The 20,769-nt window shown below is 72.9% G+C and carries 17 protein-coding genes; 8 read left to right on the top strand and 9 right to left on the bottom strand.

Translation table 11 applies throughout. The annotated features are described in order from the left end of the window. The first annotated feature begins 8 nt into the window (after positions 1-8). Positions 9-1,472 carry a DUF2867 domain-containing protein gene (locus tag Ae717Ps2_RS14480; protein ID WP_075306725.1) on the top strand — a complete coding sequence of 488 codons (1,464 nt, stop codon included), beginning with the start codon at positions 9-11 and terminating at the stop codon, positions 1,470-1,472. A gap of 143 nt (positions 1,473-1,615) precedes the next feature. Here the strand turns inward: Ae717Ps2_RS14480 and Ae717Ps2_RS14475 are convergent, their stop codons facing one another. Genes Ae717Ps2_RS14475 through Ae717Ps2_RS14460 form a run of 4 tightly spaced genes read right to left on the bottom strand, consistent with a single transcriptional unit; the run spans position 1,616 to position 5,984 of the window. After that, entirely contained in the window at positions 1,616-2,854 is a 1,239-nt protein-coding gene (locus tag Ae717Ps2_RS14475) for an ABC transporter ATP-binding protein (protein WP_075306724.1), read from the bottom strand. A 42-nt stretch (positions 2,855-2,896) separates the two neighbouring features. After that, the gene (locus Ae717Ps2_RS14470) at positions 2,897-3,730 is read right to left on the bottom strand and encodes a carbohydrate ABC transporter permease (RefSeq protein WP_075333493.1); all 834 of its coding nucleotides are present in this window, start codon (positions 3,728-3,730) and stop codon (positions 2,897-2,899) included. Beyond that, positions 3,730-4,692 (bottom strand): carbohydrate ABC transporter permease, encoded by a 963-nt coding sequence (locus Ae717Ps2_RS14465; protein ID WP_075306723.1) that lies wholly within the window; start codon positions 4,690-4,692, stop codon positions 3,730-3,732. Before Ae717Ps2_RS14465 ends, Ae717Ps2_RS14470 begins: the two co-directional genes overlap by 1 nt. After that, entirely contained in the window at positions 4,689-5,984 is a 1,296-nt protein-coding gene (locus tag Ae717Ps2_RS14460) for an extracellular solute-binding protein (RefSeq protein WP_075333492.1), read from the bottom strand. Before Ae717Ps2_RS14460 ends, Ae717Ps2_RS14465 begins: the two co-directional genes overlap by 4 nt. Before the next feature lie 225 nt (positions 5,985-6,209). Between Ae717Ps2_RS14460 and Ae717Ps2_RS14455 the strand changes: the two genes are divergently transcribed. The 4 genes from Ae717Ps2_RS14455 to pdxT all read left to right on the top strand — a co-directional run bounded on the left by Ae717Ps2_RS14455 (position 6,210) and on the right by pdxT (position 10,765). Next, positions 6,210-7,244 carry a LacI family DNA-binding transcriptional regulator gene (locus Ae717Ps2_RS14455; RefSeq protein ID WP_139318741.1) on the top strand — a complete coding sequence of 345 codons (1,035 nt, stop codon included), beginning with the start codon at positions 6,210-6,212 and terminating at the stop codon, positions 7,242-7,244. Beyond that, the gene (locus Ae717Ps2_RS14450) at positions 7,245-8,519 is read left to right on the top strand and encodes a DUF4032 domain-containing protein (RefSeq protein WP_075333491.1); all 1,275 of its coding nucleotides are present in this window, start codon (positions 7,245-7,247) and stop codon (positions 8,517-8,519) included. Positions 8,520-8,580: 61 nt separating this feature from the next. Next, entirely contained in the window at positions 8,581-9,987 is a 1,407-nt protein-coding gene (locus Ae717Ps2_RS14445; protein ID WP_020621856.1) for an NAD-dependent malic enzyme, read from the top strand. 148 nt (positions 9,988-10,135) lie between these two features. Further along, on the top strand, positions 10,136-10,765 hold the full coding sequence (pdxT, locus tag Ae717Ps2_RS14440; RefSeq protein WP_020621855.1) for a pyridoxal 5'-phosphate synthase glutaminase subunit PdxT: 630 nt from the start codon (positions 10,136-10,138) through the stop codon (positions 10,763-10,765). Between the two features lie 181 nt (positions 10,766-10,946). Here pdxT and Ae717Ps2_RS14435 read toward each other — a convergent pair whose 3' ends face one another. Together Ae717Ps2_RS14435 and Ae717Ps2_RS14430 are read right to left on the bottom strand one after the other, a co-directional pair. Next, positions 10,947-12,128 carry an oxygenase MpaB family protein gene (locus tag Ae717Ps2_RS14435; RefSeq protein ID WP_020621854.1) on the bottom strand — a complete coding sequence of 394 codons (1,182 nt, stop codon included), beginning with the start codon at positions 12,126-12,128 and terminating at the stop codon, positions 10,947-10,949. Continuing rightward, positions 12,125-12,751, bottom strand: coding sequence for a TetR/AcrR family transcriptional regulator (locus Ae717Ps2_RS14430; RefSeq protein WP_075306719.1), 627 nt, complete (start codon positions 12,749-12,751; stop codon positions 12,125-12,127). The genes Ae717Ps2_RS14435 and Ae717Ps2_RS14430 overlap by 4 nt, the downstream gene beginning before the upstream one ends. A 137-nt stretch (positions 12,752-12,888) precedes the next feature. Here Ae717Ps2_RS14430 and Ae717Ps2_RS36135 point away from each other — a divergent pair, with 137 nt between their 5' ends. Next, the gene (locus tag Ae717Ps2_RS36135) at positions 12,889-13,392 is read left to right on the top strand and encodes a hypothetical protein (protein WP_139318739.1); all 504 of its coding nucleotides are present in this window, start codon (positions 12,889-12,891) and stop codon (positions 13,390-13,392) included. Here the strand turns inward: Ae717Ps2_RS36135 and Ae717Ps2_RS14425 are convergent. After that, positions 13,323-15,542, bottom strand: coding sequence for a cation-translocating P-type ATPase (locus Ae717Ps2_RS14425; RefSeq protein ID WP_139318738.1), 2,220 nt, complete (start codon positions 15,540-15,542; stop codon positions 13,323-13,325). The two genes, Ae717Ps2_RS36135 and Ae717Ps2_RS14425, sit on opposite strands and share 70 nt — an antisense overlap. 40 nt (positions 15,543-15,582) lie before the next feature. Continuing rightward, on the bottom strand, positions 15,583-15,861 hold the full coding sequence (locus Ae717Ps2_RS14420) for a DUF1490 family protein (protein WP_226362629.1): 279 nt from the start codon (positions 15,859-15,861) through the stop codon (positions 15,583-15,585). Between the two features lie 288 nt (positions 15,862-16,149). Between Ae717Ps2_RS14420 and Ae717Ps2_RS14415 the strand changes: the two genes are divergently transcribed. Further along, positions 16,150-16,899 carry a YebC/PmpR family DNA-binding transcriptional regulator gene (locus Ae717Ps2_RS14415; protein ID WP_020621849.1) on the top strand — a complete coding sequence of 250 codons (750 nt, stop codon included), beginning with the start codon at positions 16,150-16,152 and terminating at the stop codon, positions 16,897-16,899. Between the two features lie 131 nt (positions 16,900-17,030). Beyond that, entirely contained in the window at positions 17,031-19,826 is a 2,796-nt protein-coding gene (polA, locus tag Ae717Ps2_RS14410) for a DNA polymerase I (RefSeq protein ID WP_083695858.1), read from the top strand. 13 nt (positions 19,827-19,839) lie between these two features. On the opposite strand, the gene Ae717Ps2_RS14405 is transcribed toward polA, so the two are convergent. Beyond that, complete coding sequence (locus Ae717Ps2_RS14405; protein ID WP_075306008.1) at positions 19,840-20,493, bottom strand: hypothetical protein; 654 nt, start codon at positions 20,491-20,493, stop codon at positions 19,840-19,842. Positions 20,494-20,769: the final 276 nt, after the last annotated feature.

Here is a 20,769-nt window from a genome sequence, read left to right as displayed (position 1 = left end):
ATCACCCCATGCTCGTGCTCGTCCTCGGTGCCACCGGCTACGTCGGGTCCCGGCTCGTCCCATGCCTGCTCGACGCCGGCCACGACGTGCGGGTGCTCGCCCGCACCCCGGCCAAGCTCGCCGCGCACCCGTGGGGCGACCGGGTCGACGTCGCCCGCGGCGACGCCCAGGACGCGGCCGACGTGCGCCGGGCCTGCGAGGGCGTCGACGCCGTCGTCCACCTGGTGCACGCGATGGACGGCCCCGGCTACGCCGCACGCGACCGCGCCGCCGCGCACGCGCTGGCCGACGGGGCCGCCGCGGCCGGTGTGCGTCGCATCGTCTACCTGGGCGGGCTGCAGCCCGCGGCCGGCACCCGGCGGGTGTCGCAGCACCTGTCCTCGCGCCGGGAGGTCGGTGACATCCTGCTCGCCGGTCCGGTGCCGACCGCGGTGCTGCGTGCCGGGATCGTCGTCGGGACCGGCTCGGCCAGCTTCGAGATGATCCGCCACCTCACCGAGACGGCGATGGGCGGTCCCCTGCTCCTGCCGCTGCCCGACCGGGCGTGGAACCGGATCCAGCCGATCGCCGTCGACGACGTGCTGTACGACATCGTCGGCTGCCTCGACCTGCCCGCCGAGGTGGACCGGGCGTTCGACGTCGGCGGCCCCGACGTGCACACCTACCGCTCCCTGATGAGCGAGTTCGCCGCCGAGGCCGGGCTGCTGCGGCCGTTCCCAGTGCCCGTCCCGCTGTCCGCGCCGCGGCTCACTGCCCGCGCCGTCGCCGCGCTCACCCCGGTCGGCCGGGGCCTGGCCGAGCCTCTGGTCGAGTCGATGCGCCACGAGCTGGTGGCCGACCCCGACGACCTCGCGGCCCTCGACGCGCTCATCGGCACCCCGCCCGGCGGACGGACCCCGTACCGCACCGCGGTCCGCCGTGCCCTCGACGGCGTCGGCGCGGCCGGACCGGGGCCGTCCGACCCGCCCGGCACCGGCCCGCTGGAGTGGTCGACGACCGACACCCGCGACGTGGCCGCCCCCGCCCACGCCGTCTGGTCGGTGATCGAGACGCTCGGCGGCCCGCACGGCTGGTACACCGTCCCGGGGGTCGCGACGCTGACCGGCCACCTCGACGTCCTGGCCGGCGGGCCCGGCGTGGTCCCGCGGCGGCAGGGCGACGGCCCGGCCCGGCTCGTCCCGGGGGAGCCCCTGGACCGCTGGATCGTCGAGGCGGTCGAGCCGGGGCACCGGCTGGTGCTGCGGGCCGCCGACCGGCTGCCCGGCGACGCCCGGCTGGAGCTCGCCGTCACCCCGACCGACCGGCTGACCAGCCGCTACACCCAGACCCTGCGGTTCGCCCCGCGCGGGATGGCCGGGCGGCTGGGGTGGCTGGCGGCCTACCCCTCGCAGCGTTTCGTGTTCGCGGTGATGGCCCGGACCCTGGCCGGGGTCGCCGAGACCCGCTACCGGCGCGAGGTCCGCGCCCTCTGACTCCCACGCCCCCGCAGCTCCGACGTGTGGGGTGCTGCTGCGCCCGGGAGGCGGCTGCCGGGATGCGCGAGGCGGGCGCAGGGACGCGTGGACAGCGCCGCCCGCGGTGCCGCACCCGCACGGGTGCGGCACCACGCGGCGCGTCAGCCCTGGCCGCGGGCCTGCGCCACCTGCTCGGCGCGGTCCTCGGCCGCGATCCGGGTCAGCTCGGCGCCGGCGTCGGGGTCGCGGGTGAGGTTCTCGCCCGACTCCGGGTCGAACACGTGGATCTTCCGCGCGTCCAGCCAGAACTCGGCGTCGCGGCCCTCCCGGATCCGGCTGGTCGAGTCGATCGACACGATCGCCTGGGTACGCAGCTGGTCGGCATCGAGCTCGCGCGACAGCTCCTTCAGCTTGGTCTCCACCTCGGCCGGGGCCTCGTAGGGGATGTAGGCGTACTGCGAGTCGCCCAGCCACTCGGTCACGTCGACCTTCGCGGTGAAGGTGGACCCGACGTGCTTCTTCGCCTCGTCGACCAGGGAGGCGTCCTCGAAGTACTCCGGGCGGATCCCCACCAGTACCAGGTCGCGACCGGCGATCTTCTCGGCGCGCGCGGTGTCGAGCTCGATCGGACCGAACGGCGTCTCCAGCGTGCTCCCGGAGAGCGTCGCGGGCAGGAAGTTCATCGGCGGCGACCCGATGAACCCGGCGACGAACAGGTTGACCGGCTGCTCGTAGAGCTCGCGGGGCGAGGCGACCTGCTGGATGACGCCCTTGCGCAGCACGCAGACGCGGTCGCCGAGGGTCATCGCCTCGGTCTGGTCGTGGGTGACGTAGACCGTGGTGATGCCGAGGCGGCGCTGCAGCCGGGCGATCTCGGTGCGCATCTGCCCGCGCAGCTTCGCGTCCAGGTTGGACAGCGGCTCGTCGAACAGGAACGCGTCGGCGTCACGGACGATGGCGCGGCCCATCGCGACCCGCTGGCGCTGACCTCCGGACAGGTTCGCGGGCTTGCGCTGCAGGTGCTCCTGCAGCTCCAGGACCTTCGCCGCGGCGTCGACCTTCTGCCTGACCTCGTCCTCGGGTGCCTTGGCCAGGCGCAGCGGGAACGCGATGTTCTCGAAGACCGACAGGTGCGGGTAGAGCGCGTAGTTCTGGAACACCATCGACAGGTTGCGGTCCCGCGGGGCCTTGTCGTTGACCCGGTTGCCGGCGATGATCATGTCGCCGGAGGTGATGTCCTCCAGGCCGACGATCATCCGCAGCAGCGTCGACTTCCCGCAGCCGGACGGGCCGACGAGGATCATGAACTCGCCGTCGGCGATGTCCATGCTCACGTCGTTCACGGCCGGGAAGCCGTCCCCGTACTTCTTGACGATGTTCTTCATCTCGATCGACGCCATGGCCGGTCGGTTCCTTTCCGTGTTGCGGAGCGGCAGGGCGTGTCAGCCCTTGACGGCGCCGTTGGTCAGACCGGCGACGATGCGCCGCTGGAAGATCAGGACGAGCACGACGACGGGGATGGTCACGATCACCGCGGCGGCGGCGATCGGGCCGTTGGGCGACTCGAACTGCGACGCTCCGGAGAACAGGCCCAGCGCGGCCGGGACCGGGCGGGACGCGCCGGTCGAGGTCAGCGAGATGCCGTAGGCGAAGTCGTTCCAGGCGATGAAGAACGCCAGGATCGCGGTGGTGAACACCCCGGGCGTCGCCAGCGGGACGATCACCTTGCGGAACGCCTGCCAGGTGGTGGCGCCGTCGACCTGGGCGGCCTGCTCCATCTCCCACGGGATCTCGCGGAAGAACGCCGACATGGTCCAGATCGACAGCGGCAGGGTCAGCGACAGGTAGGGGATGATCAGGCCGGGCCAGGTGTCGTAGAGCCCGATCTGGCGCCACAGGTTGAACAGCGGCGTCACGATCGAGATGACCGGGAAGATCGCCACCGCCAGCGCGGTGGACAGGATCAGCTTCTTGCCCCGGAAATCGAGCCGGGCGATCGCGTAGGCGGCGAACATCGACAGCACGCACGCCAGGAACGTCGCGATGATGCAGATGCCGAAGGAGTTGCGCAGCGCGGGCAGGAACAGCTCGGCCGCGTCGCCGACGAGGATCTGTTCGTAGTTGCTCCACGACACCGACGTCGGCAGGAACTGCTTGTTGGCGATGTCTTCGCTCGACTTCAGCGACAGCGACACGATCCAGCCCACCGGGAACAGGGCGTAGACGACGATCGCGATGCCGGCCACGATCCAGAGGACTCGCTCGCGGGTGGACATCACTTCTCCCCTCGGGCCTGGGACAGGTCGACCTTGAACCCCTTGATGAAGCCGACGCAGATGATCACGACGGACAGGAACAGCAGGACCGACACCGCGGAGCCGAGCCCGATCTCGACCCGGGCGATGGTCTGGCGGTAGGCCAGGAACGACACCGTCTCGGTGTTGTTCGCCCCCGCCGTCATGACGAACACCGAGTCGAACACGCGGAAGGCGTCCAGGGTCCGGAACAGCAGGGCGACCATGATCGCCGCCTTCATGTTCGGCAGCGTCACCTTCCACATCCGCTGCCACCAGGTCGCGCCGTCGACGCGGGCGGCCTCCTGCAGCACGTCGGGCACCTGGGCCAGACCCGCGAGCAGCAGCAGCGAGATGAACGGGGTGGTCTTCCAGATCTCGGCCAGGCAGATCACGAACAGCGACGAGCCGGTCGAGCCGAACCAGTCGGTGTCCGCCGAGACCCCGGGCAGCCAGTCGAACCAGGAGTTGACGAAGCCCGAGTCCAGGGAGAACGCGTACTGCCAGGAGAACGCCGACACGACCGTGATGACGGCGTACGGGATCAGGATCGCCGCGCGCAGGACCGGCCGGATCGCCTTGAGCGCGTTCATCATCACCAGCGCCAGCAGGAAGCCCAGCACCAGCTCGACCGCGACGGTGACCACGGTGATGAACACCGTGACGCCGAACGAGGTCCACCAGATCGAGTCGGTGAGGATGACCGCGTAGTTCTTCAGGCCGACGAACGAGATGTTCTCCGGGTCGGTCAGCCGGTAGTCGAACAGCGAGTAGTAGACGGCCTGGACGATCGGGTAGGCCGTCACCAGCAACATCACGGCGAACGCCGGCCCGGCCAGGTACCAGCCGAGCTTCTGCTCGGCACGGGCCCGGTCGCTGCCACCGCGCGGGGCGGGCGCCGCCCCCGCGGCGGGGCGCGCCGTCGTCGACTCCGTCGTCGTCACAGGAGCTCCTCCTTGGCCAGGACCGCCTTGATCAGCGCGGCGGTCGCGGGACCGACGGTCGGCGGGTCGATGCCCGCGGTCGGGTGGTAGGTGCGCTGGATCGACTCGGAGACCTCGCTGTAGTACGGGGTCTGCGGGCGCGGCTTGGCCTGCTGCAGCGACTGGGCGATCACCGGGGCCATCGGGAACTTCTCCACCACGTCCGGGTCGGTGAACACCGAGATCCGGGCGGCCGGGTTGCCGTTGGTGAGGAAGTACTGCTTCTGGTTCTCGGTCGAGACGATGCACTCGGTGGCCTTGTAGGCCAGGTCGACGTGGTTGCTGAACGCGCCGACGCCGAGGTTGATGCCGCCGTAGGGCGGCGACGAGGGCCTGCCGGCCTCGGTCTGCGGGTAGAGCGCCGCGCCGAAGTCGTCCGGTGTGGACTGCAGGACGGTACCCGCCTCGACCGCGCTGTTGACCTTGCCCCAGACGAACGGCCAGTTCACCTGGAACATCGCCTCACCGGCCTGGAAGGCGTTGGAGTTCTCGTCCTCGGAGTTGGTCGAGAACCCGGGACCGCCGACGGCGGAGACGGCCTTCATGATCTCCGCGGCCTTCGTCGCGGCGGGGGAGTCCAGCCCGAGCTGCACACCCTCCGGGTCCTGCGGCGAGGCGTTGGTGATGATCTGGCCGCCGCCGCCCTCCACCAGCGCGTTCAGCCAGACGGTCAGCGACTCGGCCCGGATGCCCTGCGCGGCGATGATCGAGTTCTTCGACCGTGCGGCCGCCACGACCTGGTCCCACGTGACCGGCTTCGACATGTCCAGCCCGGTGCCGGCGACCTGGGACTTGCGGTACCAGAGCAGCTGGGTGTTGGCCCAGAACGGCACCGTGACCAGCCTGCCGTTCCGGCTCGCGCCCTCCTTCGCGGAGTTCACGATCCCCGCTGTGGTCCGCCGGGCGACGTCCTCGGGAACAGGGGCGAGGAACTTCGCCTCGGCGAACTCGGGGATGTAGGGCGGGTCGATGGACATGATGTCGATCGAGCTGTCGTTCGCCGCGAGCCGGCGGATCAGCTGTTGGCGCTGCTCCGCGGACTGGCGCGGCAGCACCGACACCGCGATCGAGTACTCGCCGTTCGACGCCGCCGAACAACGCTGGGCGATCTCGGCCTGCCCGCCGTCGTCGGGGTTGATGTACCAGTTGAGGACCGGCGGGCCCGCGGGTGCGCCTCCGCAGCCCGCCAGCAGGGCGAGGGCGACGGCGGCCGCACCGGCGGCCAGCGTCCTCCTCCACCGTGTGCGACGCATGGTCAACTCCGAACTCCCGTGTTCGATACCGCTGCTGTCCCGACGCACGTCGGCGTCGCTGGAAGCGTTTCCAGCCGAGACTGTGAGCCCTTCACTCGGGAGTGTCAAGGCTCATAGCGCCCGCGCTGGTAGGCGACGATCCTTACTGATCAACAGGCGCTGGTCCAGCGCGGACGGATAACATCCGCTCTTGCAATCGCTTCCAGCTTTCGGCATACATGTGTCGTGCCCGAGCCGGTCAACCTGGCGGACGTGGCCCGGCTGGCCAAGGTCTCACCGGCCACCGCGTCACGTGCGCTCAGCGATCACCCCCACGTCGCCGCGGCCACCCGTGCCCGGGTGTGGGAGGCCGCGCGCGCCCTGGAGTACGTGGTCAGCCCGGACGCCGCCGGGCTCGCGCGGGGCACCACGGGGCGGATCGCCGTCGTCGTCCCGCACCTGTCCCGGTGGTGGTTCGGGGCCGCGCTGGAGGGGCTGTCCGAGGTGCTGCGCGAGGCCGGGCGCGACCTGCTGCTGTACCACCTCGGCGACGCCGCGGCCCGGCGCGCGTTCTTCGCCGAGCTGCCCGCCCGGCGCCGCGCCGACGCCGTCGTGCTGCTCGGGTTCGGCGTCGACGACGCCGAGCGTGCCCGGCTGGAGCGGATCGGTGTCGGGATCGTGTCGGCGGGGACCCGGATCGGGCACCATCCGTCGGTGTCGATCGACGAGCGCGTCGCCGGCCGCCAGGCCGTCGACCACCTGCTCCACCTCGGACACCGGAGGATCGGGATGATCGGGATGATCGTCACCACCGACCCGGAGCTGGACCCGGGCCAGCCCGCGGGGCGGGCCGCCGCCTACCGGGCCGCGCTCGCCGACGCCGGCGTCGGGTACGACCCCGCGCTGACGGTCCGCGTGCCGTGGAGCCCGGAGGGCGGGGCGCGCGCGATGGGCGAGCTGCTCGGGCTGTCCGACCCCCCGACGGCGGTCTACGCCCACACCGACGAGGTCGCCCTCGGTGCCGTCGGGACGCTGCGTCGGGCCGGGCTCGCGGTGCCCGGCGACGTGTCGGTCATCGGCATCGACGACCATCCCCTGGCCGCGCTGACCGATCTGTCCACCGTGGCCCAGCCGGCGGCCGAGCAGGGCGCCGTCGCGGCCCGGATGGCGCTGGCGACGCTGGCCGGCGACCCGGTCGACCCGCTCGCCACCCTGCCGACCCGGCTGGTCATCCGCGGCTCCACCGCCCCACCGGCCCGCGGCGCCCGGGGAGTGTCCTGAATGGATGCCTCACCGGAGCTCGTGCTGCGGGCACCCGGCCCCGAGCTGATCGCCCTGCCGTGGAACGAGCCGCTGGAGGACTGGGACGAGACGCGGGTCCCTTTGCGCGACATGGAGGTCGGTCCCAGCCGGCACCTCGTCCGGTTCGTCGAGGCCGACGGTGCACTGTGGGTGCTCAAGGACATGCCCGAGCGGATCGCCCGTCGCGAGTACGACGTGCTGCGCCGGCTCGGGCACCAGTGTCTGCCCGCGGTCCGCCCGGCCGGGCTGGTGAACCAGCCGGCGCACGAGACCGCGATCCTGGTGACCCGGTACCTGAGCGGGTCCTGGCAGTACCGCAGGCTGTTCCTGCGGCTCCCCCCGAACCGGCCGCGGCACCGCGCCCGGCTGTTCGACGCGATGATCTCGCTGCTGGTCGAGCTGCACCGGCACGGCGTGTTCTGGGGCGACTGCTCGCTGAACAACACCCTGCTCACCCGCGACGGGCAGACCCTGCAGGCCTTCCTCGTCGACGCCGAGACCAGCGAGGTGCACCCGGACGGCCTGTCCGACGGTCAGCGCGAGCACGACGTGACGATCCTGGTCGAGAACGTCGCCGCCGGGATGATCGACCTGGCGACCTCGCTGGAGCGGCCGCCGGAGATGATCCCGCAGCTGATCGACGAGGCCACCGCGCTGCCCGAGCGCTACCGGGAGCTGTGGGACGCCCTGCACGCCTCGCCGGTCTTCGCCTTCGGCGACCGCTACCGCGTCGAGGGTGCCATCCGTGAGCTCAACGACCTGGGCTTCGCCGTGGACGAGGTCTCCCTGCTGCCGGTCGGCGACGGCCGGTCCCGGCTGCACATCGCCGTCGGTGACCGGAACTACCACTCCGCGACGCTGCGCAGGCTGACCGGCGTCGAGGTGGGGGAGGGCCAGGCCCGGATCCTGCTCGGCGACCTCAACGCGCACCGCGACTGGATGCAGCGGCGCACCGGTCAGCCGGTCTCGGACCGCGCGGCCGCACGCAGCTGGATCGACCACTGTCTCGAGCCCGGCTCGGCCCGCGCGCACGCCGCGCTCGGCGGTGCCGGGGATCCGGTGCAGGCCTACTGCGACCTGCTGGAGGTGCGCTGGCTGCTGTCCGAACGGGCCGGTGCCGACGTCGGCAACGAGGCGGCACTCGCGGCGCTCGGGGCCGGTGCCCCGACCGACTCGGCGGCGAAGATGGCCGTCGCCGACGCGCCCACCGGGCCGCTGCCGCGGATCCCCGCGGAGGAGCCCGACGACCGGTGACGTGCGTCGTCACATCGTTGACGCCCCGGTAACCACACGCCTGGCGGTACTGTTCGGGGCCGTGTCCATTCCCGGTCCCGGTTACGCCATCACCGCACGCGTCGACGCCCCCGCCAACCCGACCTCGGCCGGTGACCTCACCGCCGCCGTCGGCCAGGTCGGCGGCGTCGTCACCGCCTTCGACGTCGTCGAGGCGCGCACCGAGAGTCTCGTCGTCGACATCTCGGTCAACGCCCGCAACACCGAGCACGTCGAGGAGATCAAGGCCGCCATCGAGCAGCTCGAGGGCTTCTCGGTCCGCAAGGTCTCGGACCGGACCTTCCTGCTCCACCTCGGCGGCAAGATCGAGGTCCGCTCCAAGGTGAACCTCCGCACCCGTGACGACCTGTCGCGCGCCTACACCCCGGGCGTCGCGCGGGTGTCGATGGCGATCGCGGAGAACCCGTCCGACGCCCGCCGTCTGACGATCAAGCGCAACACCGTCGCCGTCGTCACCGACGGGTCCGCGGTGCTCGGCCTGGGCAACATCGGCGCCGCCGCGGCGATGCCGGTCATGGAGGGCAAGGCGGCGCTGTTCAAGCAGTTCGCCAACGTCGACGCGTGGCCGGTCTGCCTCGACACCCAGGACACCGAGGAGATCATCCGCACCGTCCAGCTGATCGCGCCGGGCTACGGCGGCATCAACCTGGAGGACATCGCGGCGCCGCGCTGCTTCGAGATCGAGCGCCGGCTGCGCGAGCTGCTCGACATCCCGGTCTTCCACGACGACCAGCACGGCACCGCCGTCGTCGTCCTCGGCGCGCTGCGCAACGCGCTGCGCGTGGTCGGCAAGAAGTTCTCCGACGTCCGCGTGGTCGTCTGCGGGGTCGGTGCGGCCGGCTCGGCGATCATCCGGCTGCTCGGGTCGGAGGAGACCGCCGACGTCGTCGCCGTCGACGTGGACGGCATCGTCCACACCGGACGCGAGGGGATGGACGACAACCTCGCCTCGATCGCCGCGCAGACCAACAAGGACGGCAAGCAGGGCACGCTGGCCGACGCGCTCGTCGGGGCCGACGTCTTCATCGGGGTCAGCGCGCCGAACCTGTTCGGCGAGACCGAGCTGCGGTCGATGAACGACGACGCGATCGTGTTCGCGCTGGCCAACCCGGACCCCGAGGTCGACCCGACGCTGGCGATGCGCCACGCCGCCGTCGTCGCGACCGGGCGGTCGGACTACCCGAACCAGATCAACAACGTGCTCGCCTTCCCCGGCGTGTTCCGCGGCCTGCTCGACGCGCAGGCCCACGACATCACCGACGAGATGATGCTCGCGGCCTCCGCGGCGATCGCCGACGTCGTCGCCGAGCCGAACCCGTCGTTCATCGTGCCGAGCGTGTTCGACCAGAGCGTGGCCCCGGCCGTCGCCGAGGCGCTCCGCAACGCCGCCACGAAGCAGGCCAAGCGCGGCGAGGTCGAGGCGGGCTGACCCGGCCCTGCGGCGGGCGACCACCCCGGTCGGCGCGGGCACCGGCGCGGACGCCGGGCCGCGTTCGACGGGGAGGTCGCCGTACGGTGCCGCGGCTCACCCCCGGACGGGCGGTTGCCGCAGGTCGGGCGGGTCTACGCTGGTCGGCATGGCGGTGAGGATCGGTGTGCTGGCCCTGCAGGGCAACGTCCGCGAGCACGTGGCGGCGCTGACCGGGGCGGGTGCCGAGGCCGTGCCGGTCCGCCGTGCGTCCGAGCTGGCCGCGGTGGACGGCATCGTCCTGCCCGGCGGTGAGTCGACGACCATGTCGAAGCTGCTCGACACCTTCGAGCTGCTGGAGCCGCTGCGTGCCCGGCTGCGTGAGGGACTGCCCGCCTACGGCTCGTGCGCCGGCATGATCCTGCTGGCCGAGGAGATCCTGGACGGGCGGCCCGATCAGCACCAGCTCGGCGGGCTCGACGTCGTCGTGCGGCGCAACGCGTTCGGCCGGCAGGTCGACTCCTTCGAGACCGACCTGGAGTTCACCGGGCTCACCGGTGATCCGGTGCACGCGGTGTTCATCCGGGCCCCGTGGGTGGAGAAGACCGGCGGCGAGGTCGAGGTGCTCGCCACCGTCCCCGCCGTCACCAGCACCGGTGCCGATGCCGGTGAGGCCTCGGGCCGCGCGGTCGCGGTGCGGCAGGGCCCGGTGCTCGCCACCTCGTTCCACCCGGAGCTGACCGGGGACCGGCGGGTGCACGCACTGTTCGTCGACATGGTGCGGGCCGCCACCGGTTGATGCGGTGCGGGCCGGGTTGATGCGGTGCGGGCCGCCACCGGTTGATGCGGTGCGGGCCGCCACCGGTTGATGCGGTGCGGGCCGCCACCGGTTGATGCGGTGCGGGCCGCCACCGGTTGATGCGGTGCGGGCCGCCACGGGGTGGTTCGGCGCGGCCACCACCGGGTGGCGCCGCGGCGGGTCAGTCGGTCGAGCCGGTGGCGCCGCGCTGGTAGGCGGTGGGCTCGCCGGGTTCGGCGGTCCGCCGGCGTTCCGCGGCCACGGTGGAGTCGATGCCCGCGTGCCACCGCTCGGGGGAGCGTCGGCGCACGGTCCGGGCACGGCGGAACCCGGCGACGGCGGGGGTCAGCAGGGCGTCGGCGACCGGAGCGTGCCGGATCTGCAGGTCCTGGCTCATCGCCGGGCCGTGGATGCGGCGGGTGATCGCGTCGAGTGCGGGCCGGGACAGCCGCGGCGGGACTCCGAGCAGGCCCCGGAGCAGCACCGAGATCGAGTCGAGGGTCGCGGCGGCGAGACGCGCGGAGTCGTCGGACACGGGCCCGGTGACGGTCTGCAGGACGTCGTCGATCCGGCGGGCCGCGTCGTGGCTGGTGATCCCCTCGACGAGCCGGGCATCGATCCCGAGCAGGTGTCCGATGTACCACCAGTAGCGGTAGAGGCCGTCGAGCTCGCGTCCGGTGAGGTCGAACCCGAACCGTTCCTCCGCGACGAAGGAGGTCAGGGTGAAGTCCATCCAGGTCCGCCCGAGGTCCACCTGGTTGATGGGGACGCCGTCGGCGGTGCTGTCGTACCCGCGGTCGAGTGCGAGCCTGCGCATGTGGGCGTGCAGCATGCGGACGTTCAGGGTCGCGACGTAGCCGGGCCGCCCGCGGCGCAGGTTGCCGGGCAGCATCGCCTGGGTCAGCCAGGCCCCGGTCTCGGAGAGCCGCTTGTCGGCGCGGTCGACGAGGCGGCCGGTGGTGGACAGGACCTTCGCGATCGACGGTGACTCGTACACGCGGACGAGGGCGCCCGCGCTGAGCGAGAGGATGTGGACCGGGGTGGGCGAGCTGAACCAGGGGCGAGGGAACTCGTCGAGCAGCTCGTCGTCGACGTAGTCGGGCGGGGTCTCGGTCTGCCGCAGCAGCGCGGCGAGGGCGGGCGGCGGGTCGTCGAGTGCGTCGAGGCCGTGCTCGATCCCGCGGTTGAGCAGCGGTCGCGCCGTCGCCGTCCCGAGCGCGTGCATCTCGTCGACGACGGCGTCGGCGAGCGGATCGCCGGTGGTCAGGGCCCACTGCATCAGGTCGGCGCGGGTCTCGCCGAACTGGGCGAGTACGGCGGTCCGGCTCGACCGGGCGGTCGGCCATGCGGCGGTGACGGTCATCGTGGCTCCTGGTCCTCGTGGTGTGGCGGGTCGGCCGGTGGCCGACCGGGCGTCGGGTGGTCGGGAACGCCGAACGCGGCGAAGAGCCGTGTGACGTCGGCGCGCATGGTCGCGGTGGGTGCGTCGGCGCCACGCGCCATCTCGTGCAGGATCAGCCCGGACAGCGAGCGGGCGAGGGTGCGTGCGGTGTCGCGGGACGCGGTCAGCGGGGCGAACAGCGCGGCCAGCTCCTCGACGAACGCCTCGGCCATCGGGCGCAGCCGCGGGTTGTGGATCGCGCTGAGGGTCAGCTGGACGACCCCGTCCGGTGGCAGTCGGTCGCCGTAGGGGGCGCGGGCCACGACGGCCATGGCCGCGTCGACGATCCCGGCCCCGCGTTCGACGGCCTCGCGCGCGGTCCGGCGCATGTCGGCGATGGTCCGGGAGCTGGTCGCCTCGAACGCGGCGACGAGCAGGTCGTCGGCGGTGCGGAAGTGGTAGGTCGTCGAGGCGAGGGACGTCCCGGCCTTGGCGGCCACGGCGCGCTGGGTCACCGCGGCGACGCCGTCGGTGCAGATGATCTCGATGGCGGCGTCGAGCAGCGCGGCGCGGGTCCGTGCGCTGCGGGTGTGTCGTCCGTCCACAATCTGTACGGTAGTACGAATTGATGGGCGAGGGGCAACTCGGTTCCGTCACCGGGCCCCCGGGGTGGGGGTTGCCCCAGGTGCACCCGGGGGAGCGCCGTGTGGGCCGATCGGCCCGCCGCGGGGAGCATGGGGTCATGACCAGCACCGTCGTGCCCACCGGGTCGCGCCCGGCCCTGCCGTCCGCGGTGGGGCTGAGCGTGGCGCTGTGGCTCGGCGCGATCCTGGCCGGGTTCGCCGAGACCCTGGTCCGGCTGGCGGGCCCGGTGCCACCCTCGGTCGTGGAGATCCTCGCGCGCGGCGGGATCTACCTGGTGCTGGGCGTGCTGGTCGTGCAGCTGCTCTCCGGGCACGACGTGCACCGCTGGACCGTCGTCGGTGTCCTGGGGGTCCTCGGCACGGCGTCACTGGTGGTGGGGCCGCTGCGGGCGCTGGCGGGCGGGGGATCGGTCGGGCTGTTCCTGACGACCGCGACCGGCCCCGAGCTGGCCGCCGCCGCGCTGCGCGCGCTGCACGTGGCGGAGCTGCTCGCCGCCGTCGTGCTGCTGTTCCACCCCGCTGCGCAGACCTTCTACCGGGCGTCCGCCCGCACGACCTCGCCGTCGACGACCGTGGCCGGTGCGGCGGCCGGGAGCCGGTAGCGGATCAGTCGGGAGCTGTTCGCGACGACCGCGACGCTGGAGGCGTTGTGCAGGATCGCTGCGACCACCGGTGACATCGCGCCGCCCGCGGAGACCAGCAGCCCCGCCGCGTTCACCGCGATCGACATGCCGTAGTTCTGCCGGATCAGGGTGATCGACCGGCGTCCCAGGTCACGCAGGTCCAGCAGCGCGCCGAGGTCGTCCGCGGCGAGGGCCACGTCGGCGGTCTCCACCGCGACGTCGGTACCGGCCACGCCCATCGCGATCCCGATGTCGGCCAGCGCCAGTGCCGGGGCGTCGTTCGTGCCGTCGCCGATCATCGCGACGGTGTGGCCCTGCTCCTGCAGCGCCCGCACGACGTCCTGCTTCTGCTCGGGCATGACCTCGGACCGGTACTCGGTGATGCCGAGCTCCTCGGCGACGGCCTTCGCGGTCTGCGGGTGGTCGCCGGTGAGCATGACGATCCGGGTGACGCCGTCGGCGCGCAGCCGCTCCAGCACGTCGCGGGCCTCGGCACGCACGGTGTCGCGCAGCGAGACCAGACCGACCAGGGTGCCGTCGACGGCCAGCAGCAGCGGGGTCTCCGAGGCCTTCTGCAGCCGTCGCACCCAGTCCGCGGCCTTGCGCGGCACCGTGACGCCCTGCGCGCGGAGCAGGTCGCGCGACCCGATGAGCAGCACCCGGCCGTCGGCCTGGACCCGCATGCCCTGGCCGAGCAGGACCTCGCACTCCTCGTGCGGCGGGATCTCGATCCGCCGCTCCTCGGTGGAGCGGATGACCGCCTGGGCCAGGGGGTGCCGGGAGTGGATCTCCGACGACGCGGCGTGGGCGAGGACCTGCTCGGGCGACCAGTCGTCGTGGAAGGAGATGACGTTGGTGACGATCGGGCGGCCCTGGGTCAGGGTGCCGGTCTTGTCGAACACGACCGCGTCGACCCGCCCGGCCGCCTCGAGGTGCGCGCCGCCCTTGATGAGGATGCCGCGCCGGGCGCCGTTGCCGATCGCCGCGGAGATCGCGGTCGGGGTGGACAGGCCGACCGCGCACGGGCAGGCGATGAGCAGCATCGTCATCGCGCGCCGCACGTCGCGGGTGGCGATCAGGGTCAGTGCCGAGAGCAGGAACGACGCCGGCACGAACCGGCGGGAGAAGTTCTCGCCGACGGTCTGGATCGGGGCCCGGTCGCCCTGGGCCTGCTCGACCCGGTCGATGATCCGGCCGATCGCGGTGTCCTGGCCGACGGCCGTCGCCCGGACCACGATCCGCCCGCGCAGCAGCACCGACCCGGCGTGCAGGGTGTCGCCGGGGGCGACCGAGACCGGCAGCTGCTCGCCGGTGATCGCGGCCTGGTCGGCGACGCCCTCGCCCTCGACGACCTCGCCGTCGACGGGCAGCACGATCCGCTCGTGCACCACGACCTCGTCGCCCACGGACAGGTCCGCGATGTCGACCTCGACCTCGACGGTGCTGCCGTCGGGGGCGAGCGTCCGGGTCCAGGTGCGGGTGGTGGCACCGGTGAGCAGCTCGGAGATGGCGCGCCGGGAGCGGCGCAGCGTCAGGTCCTGGAGGTACTCGCCGATGTTGAGCAGCCACAGCACGGTCAGCGCGACGACGTTCTCGCGCAGCACCAGGCTCGCGACGGTCGCCGCGGACACCAGCGCGTCGGTGCCCGCGCCCTTCCCGCCGGCGAGCGCGCGCAGCGCCCCGCGCAGGAACGGGTAGCCGGTGAAGATCGTGACGCCGGTGGCGACGGTGCGGCTGGCGGGGCCCAGCAGCGGCGGGCGGCGGAGCGCGTAGCGGCGGAATCCCAGTGCGGCGAGCGCGACGCCACCGACGACCAGGCGGGCCAGCTCGCCGTTGTGCTGGTCGGCCGAGCGCGGTGTGCGCGCCGCGGTGGCCTCCGGCTCGGCGCCCAGGCCCTTGCCGATGGCCTCGACGAGTTCGACACGGTGGCAGCCGGGGCGGTACCAGACCACGACGTTGCCGGTGCGCGGGTAGGCGTGCACCTGGCGCACCCCGCCGACGTGGTCCAGCTCGTCCTCGACGGCCACGGCCAGCGCCGTCCGCCCGCGCAGCGCGGGGACGGCGAAGCGGACGCGGCCCGCGGCGTCACTGAGGACGGTGGCCTCCGGGCCGGCGGTGTCGCTGCTCACGGTCTCGCTCGTCTCGCTCGTCGTGCCCGGAGGACCGGGATCAGTGCTCGTGGCCGTGCCCGTGCCCGTTGCCCGGCGCGGGGGCCTCCTCGCCGATGCGGCCGCGGGCCTCGGAGACGATGTCGGCGGTCGCCAGGCGGGCCTTCTCGGCGCCGGTCTCCGCGGCGCGGGCGCCCTTGAGGCCCCAGGTGGTCACCGAGACGGCGGCCTCGCGGACGGCGCCGGAGCGTGCGACCTTCTTGACGCCGTCGTAGGCGACCGCGCCGGCCAGCCCGCTCACGACGAGCCCCACGGCCTTGCCTGCCACTGCTCCGAACACGTGCGCTCCTCTCGCGACCGGCGCCCGGTGCAGGTGCCGACAACGGTTGTCAGAGTAGTCCTCGCCGGGTTCCCGACGGGACGTGGTGGCGAACCATAGCGGTTCATGCACGTGTCCTCGTGGGGCGGGGTCTGCTCGGGCCCGACCCGGCGCGGAGCCGCGTCGTCGGTAGCATTGACGGGTTCCCGCAGGTCGGCCCGACCGCAGCTCGCGCTGCGGGGCGTCGGACCTGCCCCTCACCGCGCGTCGTGTGCGTGGTGCGAGCACGAGAGGTGGGCAGACGAGCCGATGAGCGGTCACTCCAAGTGGGCGACGACCAAGCACAAGAAGGCCGTGATCGACGCCCGCCGCGGCAAGATGTTCGCCAAGCTGATCAAGAACATCGAGGTCGCGGCCCGGACCGGCGGCGGTGACCCCGACGGCAACCCGACGCTCTACGACGCCATCCAGAAGGCGAAGAAGAGCTCGGTCCCGAACGACAACATCGACCGTGCGGTCAAGCGTGGTTCGGGTGCCGACGCCGGTGGCGCCGACTACCAGACGATCACCTACGAGGGCTACGGCCCGAACGGGGTCGCCGTGCTGGTCGAGTGCTTGTCCGACAACCGGAACCGGGCGGCGACCGAGGTCCGGACCGCGATGACCCGCAACGGCGGCACCATGGCCGACCCGGGGTCGGTGGCGTACCTGTTCAACCGCAAGGGCGTCGTGGTGCTGCCGAAGGCCGACCTGTCCGAGGACGACGTGCTGATGGCCGTCCTCGACGCCGGCGCCGAGGAGGTGAACGACCTCGGCGACAGCTGGGAGGTCGTCTCGGAGCCGACCGACGTCGTCGCGGTGCGCACCGCGCTCCAGCGCAGCGGGATCGACTACGACTCCGCCGAGGCGGTCTTCGTCCCGTCGATGCAGGTCGAGCTGGACGCCGAGGGCGCGAAGAAGGTCTTCAAGCTGATCGAGGCGCTCGAGGACTCCGACGAGGTCCAGAACGTCTACGCCAACTTCGACGTCTCCGACGAGGTCATGGCCGAGGTCGGCTGAGCGGCGCGTCCCGTCCCGGTGCGGTCGTCCCCCTCGTGGGGCGGCCGCACCGTCGTCTCCGGGGCCGGCCCGTCCGGGAGCCGACCCGCGGCCGCGTTCACTGTCGGGGGTCGGTTCTAGACTCGCCGCCGATGAGCACAGCGACGCAGGGCACCCAGAAGTCGGCCTCGGCGAAGAAGAAGGCACCGGCGAAGCCGCGCCTGTTGCTGCTCGACGGCCACTCCCTGGCCTACCGGGCGTTCTTCGCGCTGCCCGCGGAGAACTTCCGCACCGGAACCGGGCAGACCACGAACGCGGTCTACGGCTTCACCTCGATGCTGATCAACCTGCTGCGCGACGAGGAGCCGACCCACCTCGCGGTGGCCTTCGACGTGTCCCGCACGACCTTCCGCTCCGAGCGCTACGCCGAGTACAAGGCGAACCGCTCGTCGACGCCGGACGACTTCCGCGGCCAGATCGACCTCATCAAGGAGGTCCTGGGCGCGCTGAACATCCCGGTCTTCGCCGTCGACGGGTACGAGGCCGACGACCTCATCGCCACCCTCGCCACCCGGGCCGAGGCGCGCGGCTTCCAGGTGCTCATCACCACCGGGGACCGTGACGCGTTCCAGCTGGTCACCGACGACGTCACCGTCCTGTACCCCAAGCGCGGCGTGTCCGACCTCGGCCGGATCGACCCGGCCGAGGTCGACAAGCGCTACGGGCTCACCCCGACCCAGTACCCGGACTTCGCGGCGCTGCGCGGCGACCCCTCGGACAACCTGCCCTCCATCCCCGGGGTGGGGGAGAAGACCGCGGCCAAGTGGGTCCGGGAGTTCGGTTCGCTCGCGGAGCTGACCGACCGGGTCGACGAGGTGAAGGGCAAGGCCGGGGACAACCTGCGGGCCAACCTGGCGAACGTGCTGCTCAACCGCCAGCTCACCGAGCTGGTGCGCGACGTCGACCTCGGCGCCGACCCCGAGGAGCTCGAGCTGCGCCCCTGGGACCGGGACGCGGTGCACCGCCTGTTCGACGAGCTGGAGTTCCGGGTGCTGCGCGAGCGGCTGTTCTCCACGCTGTCCTCCGCCGAGCCCGAGGCCGAGTCCGTCTTCGAGGTCGCCGGCGAGGTCGTCGCCCCCGGCGCGGTGCGGGCCTGGCTGGACACCCACGCCCGCGACGGCCGTCGCGTCGCGGTGAGCTTCGCCGGGGTCACCGGCCCGATCGCCGGGCGCGACCTCGACGGGATCGCGCTCGCCGCGGGTGAGCCGACGGTCGAGCAGCGGGCCGCCGGCGCCACCGCGGGCGTCCCGGCCGCCGGCTACCTCGCGCTGACCGGCCTCACCCCGGACGACGAGGCGGCGCTGGGCGACTGGCTCGCCGACCCGTCCGTGCCCAAGGCCGCGCACGACGTGAAGCCGGTGCTGCACGCGCTGCGTGCGCGGGGCTGGACCCTGGGCGGGCTGACCAGCGACACCGCGCTCGCCGCGTACCTGGCCAAGCCGGGGCAGCGGACCTTCGACCTGGCCGACCTCGCGCTGCGCTACCTGCGTCGCGAGCTGCGCACCGAGGAGCCCGCCGACGGTCAGCTGTCGCTGCTGGGCGGCGAGGAGGAGGCCGACGCCCGGGCCGCCGAGCAGGAGATGCTCGCGGCCTCGGCGATCGCCGAGCTCGCCGACGCCCTCGACGCCGACCTCGCCGAGCGGGGCGGCAGCGAGCTGCTGGCCGACCTCGAGCTGCCGCTGGCGTTCGTACTGGCCGACTGCGAGGCCGCCGGGATCGCCGTCGACGGCGAGACCCTGTCCGACCTGGAGTCCGACTTCGGCACCCAGGTCCGGGAGGCCGCGCGGCAGGCCTACGAGGTGATCGGCAAGGAGATCAACCTCGGCTCGCCCAAGCAGCTGCAGGTCGTGCTGTTCGACGAGCTGGAGATGCCCAAGACCAAGCGCACCAAGACCGGTTACACCACCGACGCGGACGCGCTGGCGAGCCTCTACGCGCAGACCGAGCACCCGTTCCTGCAGTTCCTGCTGCAGCACCGCGACGCGACCCGGCTGAAGGTGACCGTCGACGGGCTGATGAAGTCCGTCGCCGAGGACGGCCGGATCCACACCACGTACTCGCAGACGATCGCCGCGACCGGCCGGCTGTCCTCCACCGACCCGAACCTGCAGAACGTGCCGATCCGCACCGCCGCCGGGCGCCGGATCCGGGACGCCTTCGTGGTCGGGTCCGCGCCGGACGGCACGCCGTACGCCGAGCTGCTCACCGCGGACTACAGCCAGATCGAGATGCGGATCATGGCGCACCTGTCCGAGGACGCCGCGCTGATCGAGGCCTTCCGCTCACAGCACGACTTCCACGCCGAGACCGCCGCCCGGGTCTTCGGCGTCGCGGCCACCGAGGTGACGCCCGAGCAGCGCGCCAAGATCAAGGCGATGAACTACGGCCTGGCCTACGGGCTGTCGGCCTACGGCCTGTCCGGGCAGCTGCGGATCTCCACCGAGGAGGCGAAGGGGCTGATGGACGACTACTTCGCCGGGTTCGGCGGAGTGCGCGACTACCTCGCGGGAGTCGTCGACCAGGCCCGCAAGGACGGCTACACCGCCACCATCCTCGGGCGGCGGCGCTACCTGCCCGACCTCACCAGCGACAACCGTCAGCGCCGGGAGATGGCCGAGCGGATGGCGCTCAACGCCCCGATCCAGGGCAGCGCCGCGGACATCATCAAGGTCGCGATGCTCGGGGTGTACCGGGCGTTGCAGGCCGAGGGGCTGCGCAGCCGGATGCTGCTGCAGGTGCACGACGAGCTGGTCCTCGAGGTCGCCGAGGGTGAGCGCGAGGCCCTGGAGGCACTCGTTCGTCGGGAGATGGCGGCCGCGGCGGACCTGTCGGTGCCGCTGGAGGTGTCGGTCGGGTCCGGCCGCAGCTGGGACGCCGCGGCGCACTGACCTCGCGCCCGGGTCAGCCGGCGACCGCTCCCCGGGTGGGCGCGGTGCCGGCTCCGGTGCCGTGTGCGGCTGCGGAGCGGTGGCGCAGATGTCCCGGCGCGAGGATGCGGCCGGCGCGGCCCAGCTCCGCGACGAGCTGCTCGACCGCGACGTCCTGACGGCGGGCCGCGGCGTGCAGGATCGCGCAGAGCCGACCGACCGTGCCGGCCGTGCCCTCCGTGCCTGTGGTGCCGGCCGTGACGCCCGTGGTGGTGTCGGTCGTGCCACCGGCCGCGAGGCCGATCGGGGTGGCACGGGGGCCGGTGCGGCGTCGGGTGTCGCGCTCGTGGCGCAGCACCGCGGCCAGGTCGCGCCCGGCGGCGGCGAGGACGTCGGCGTCGTCGGTGTGGACCGCGACGACCGCGTCGGCGTCCCCGGCCGCGGCCACCGCGCGTTCCGCGGAACGCGACCATGCCCGCAGCGCACGCCGCCCGGCCAGCGACGGCGGAAGCTCCAGCCCGCCGGCCTCGGCATCGGCCAGGGCGACCAGCAGCTCCCCGATCAGGACGGCCCGGCGGGCCCAGGTCGCCCGGTCCCCGGGCAGACCCCGGTGCACGACGACGCCCGCCTGCGCGGGGACGGCCGGCGGCACGTCGGGGCGGCGGGGATGCGGGACCGGGGACGACATCGGCGTCACCTCCTGCGGTGCCGACGTCGGTAGGGTCGCAAACCCTCCTACCTGCTGTTACAGCGTGGCGGCGGACGGTGCGGGCCCCCCGCCGGACGGTCGGTGCCCGGCGTCCGGCGGTGCGGATCCCGGCAGCGCTGGCCTCGGTGGCGCTGCTCTCGACGTCGCGGATCCCCGCGGTGCTGCTCTCGGTGGTGCTGCTCTCGGTGGTGCGGATCCCCGTGGTGCGGATCCCCGTGGTGCGGATCCCCGTGGTGCGGATCCGTGTGGTGCGGA

Origin of the sequence: Pseudonocardia sp. Ae717_Ps2, from assembly GCF_001932475.1 — a bacterium.
Taxonomy (GTDB): domain Bacteria; phylum Actinomycetota; class Actinomycetes; order Mycobacteriales; family Pseudonocardiaceae; genus Pseudonocardia.
Note: the sequence above shows the minus strand (reverse complement) of the source record. Positions and strands in the feature narration are given on the sequence as shown.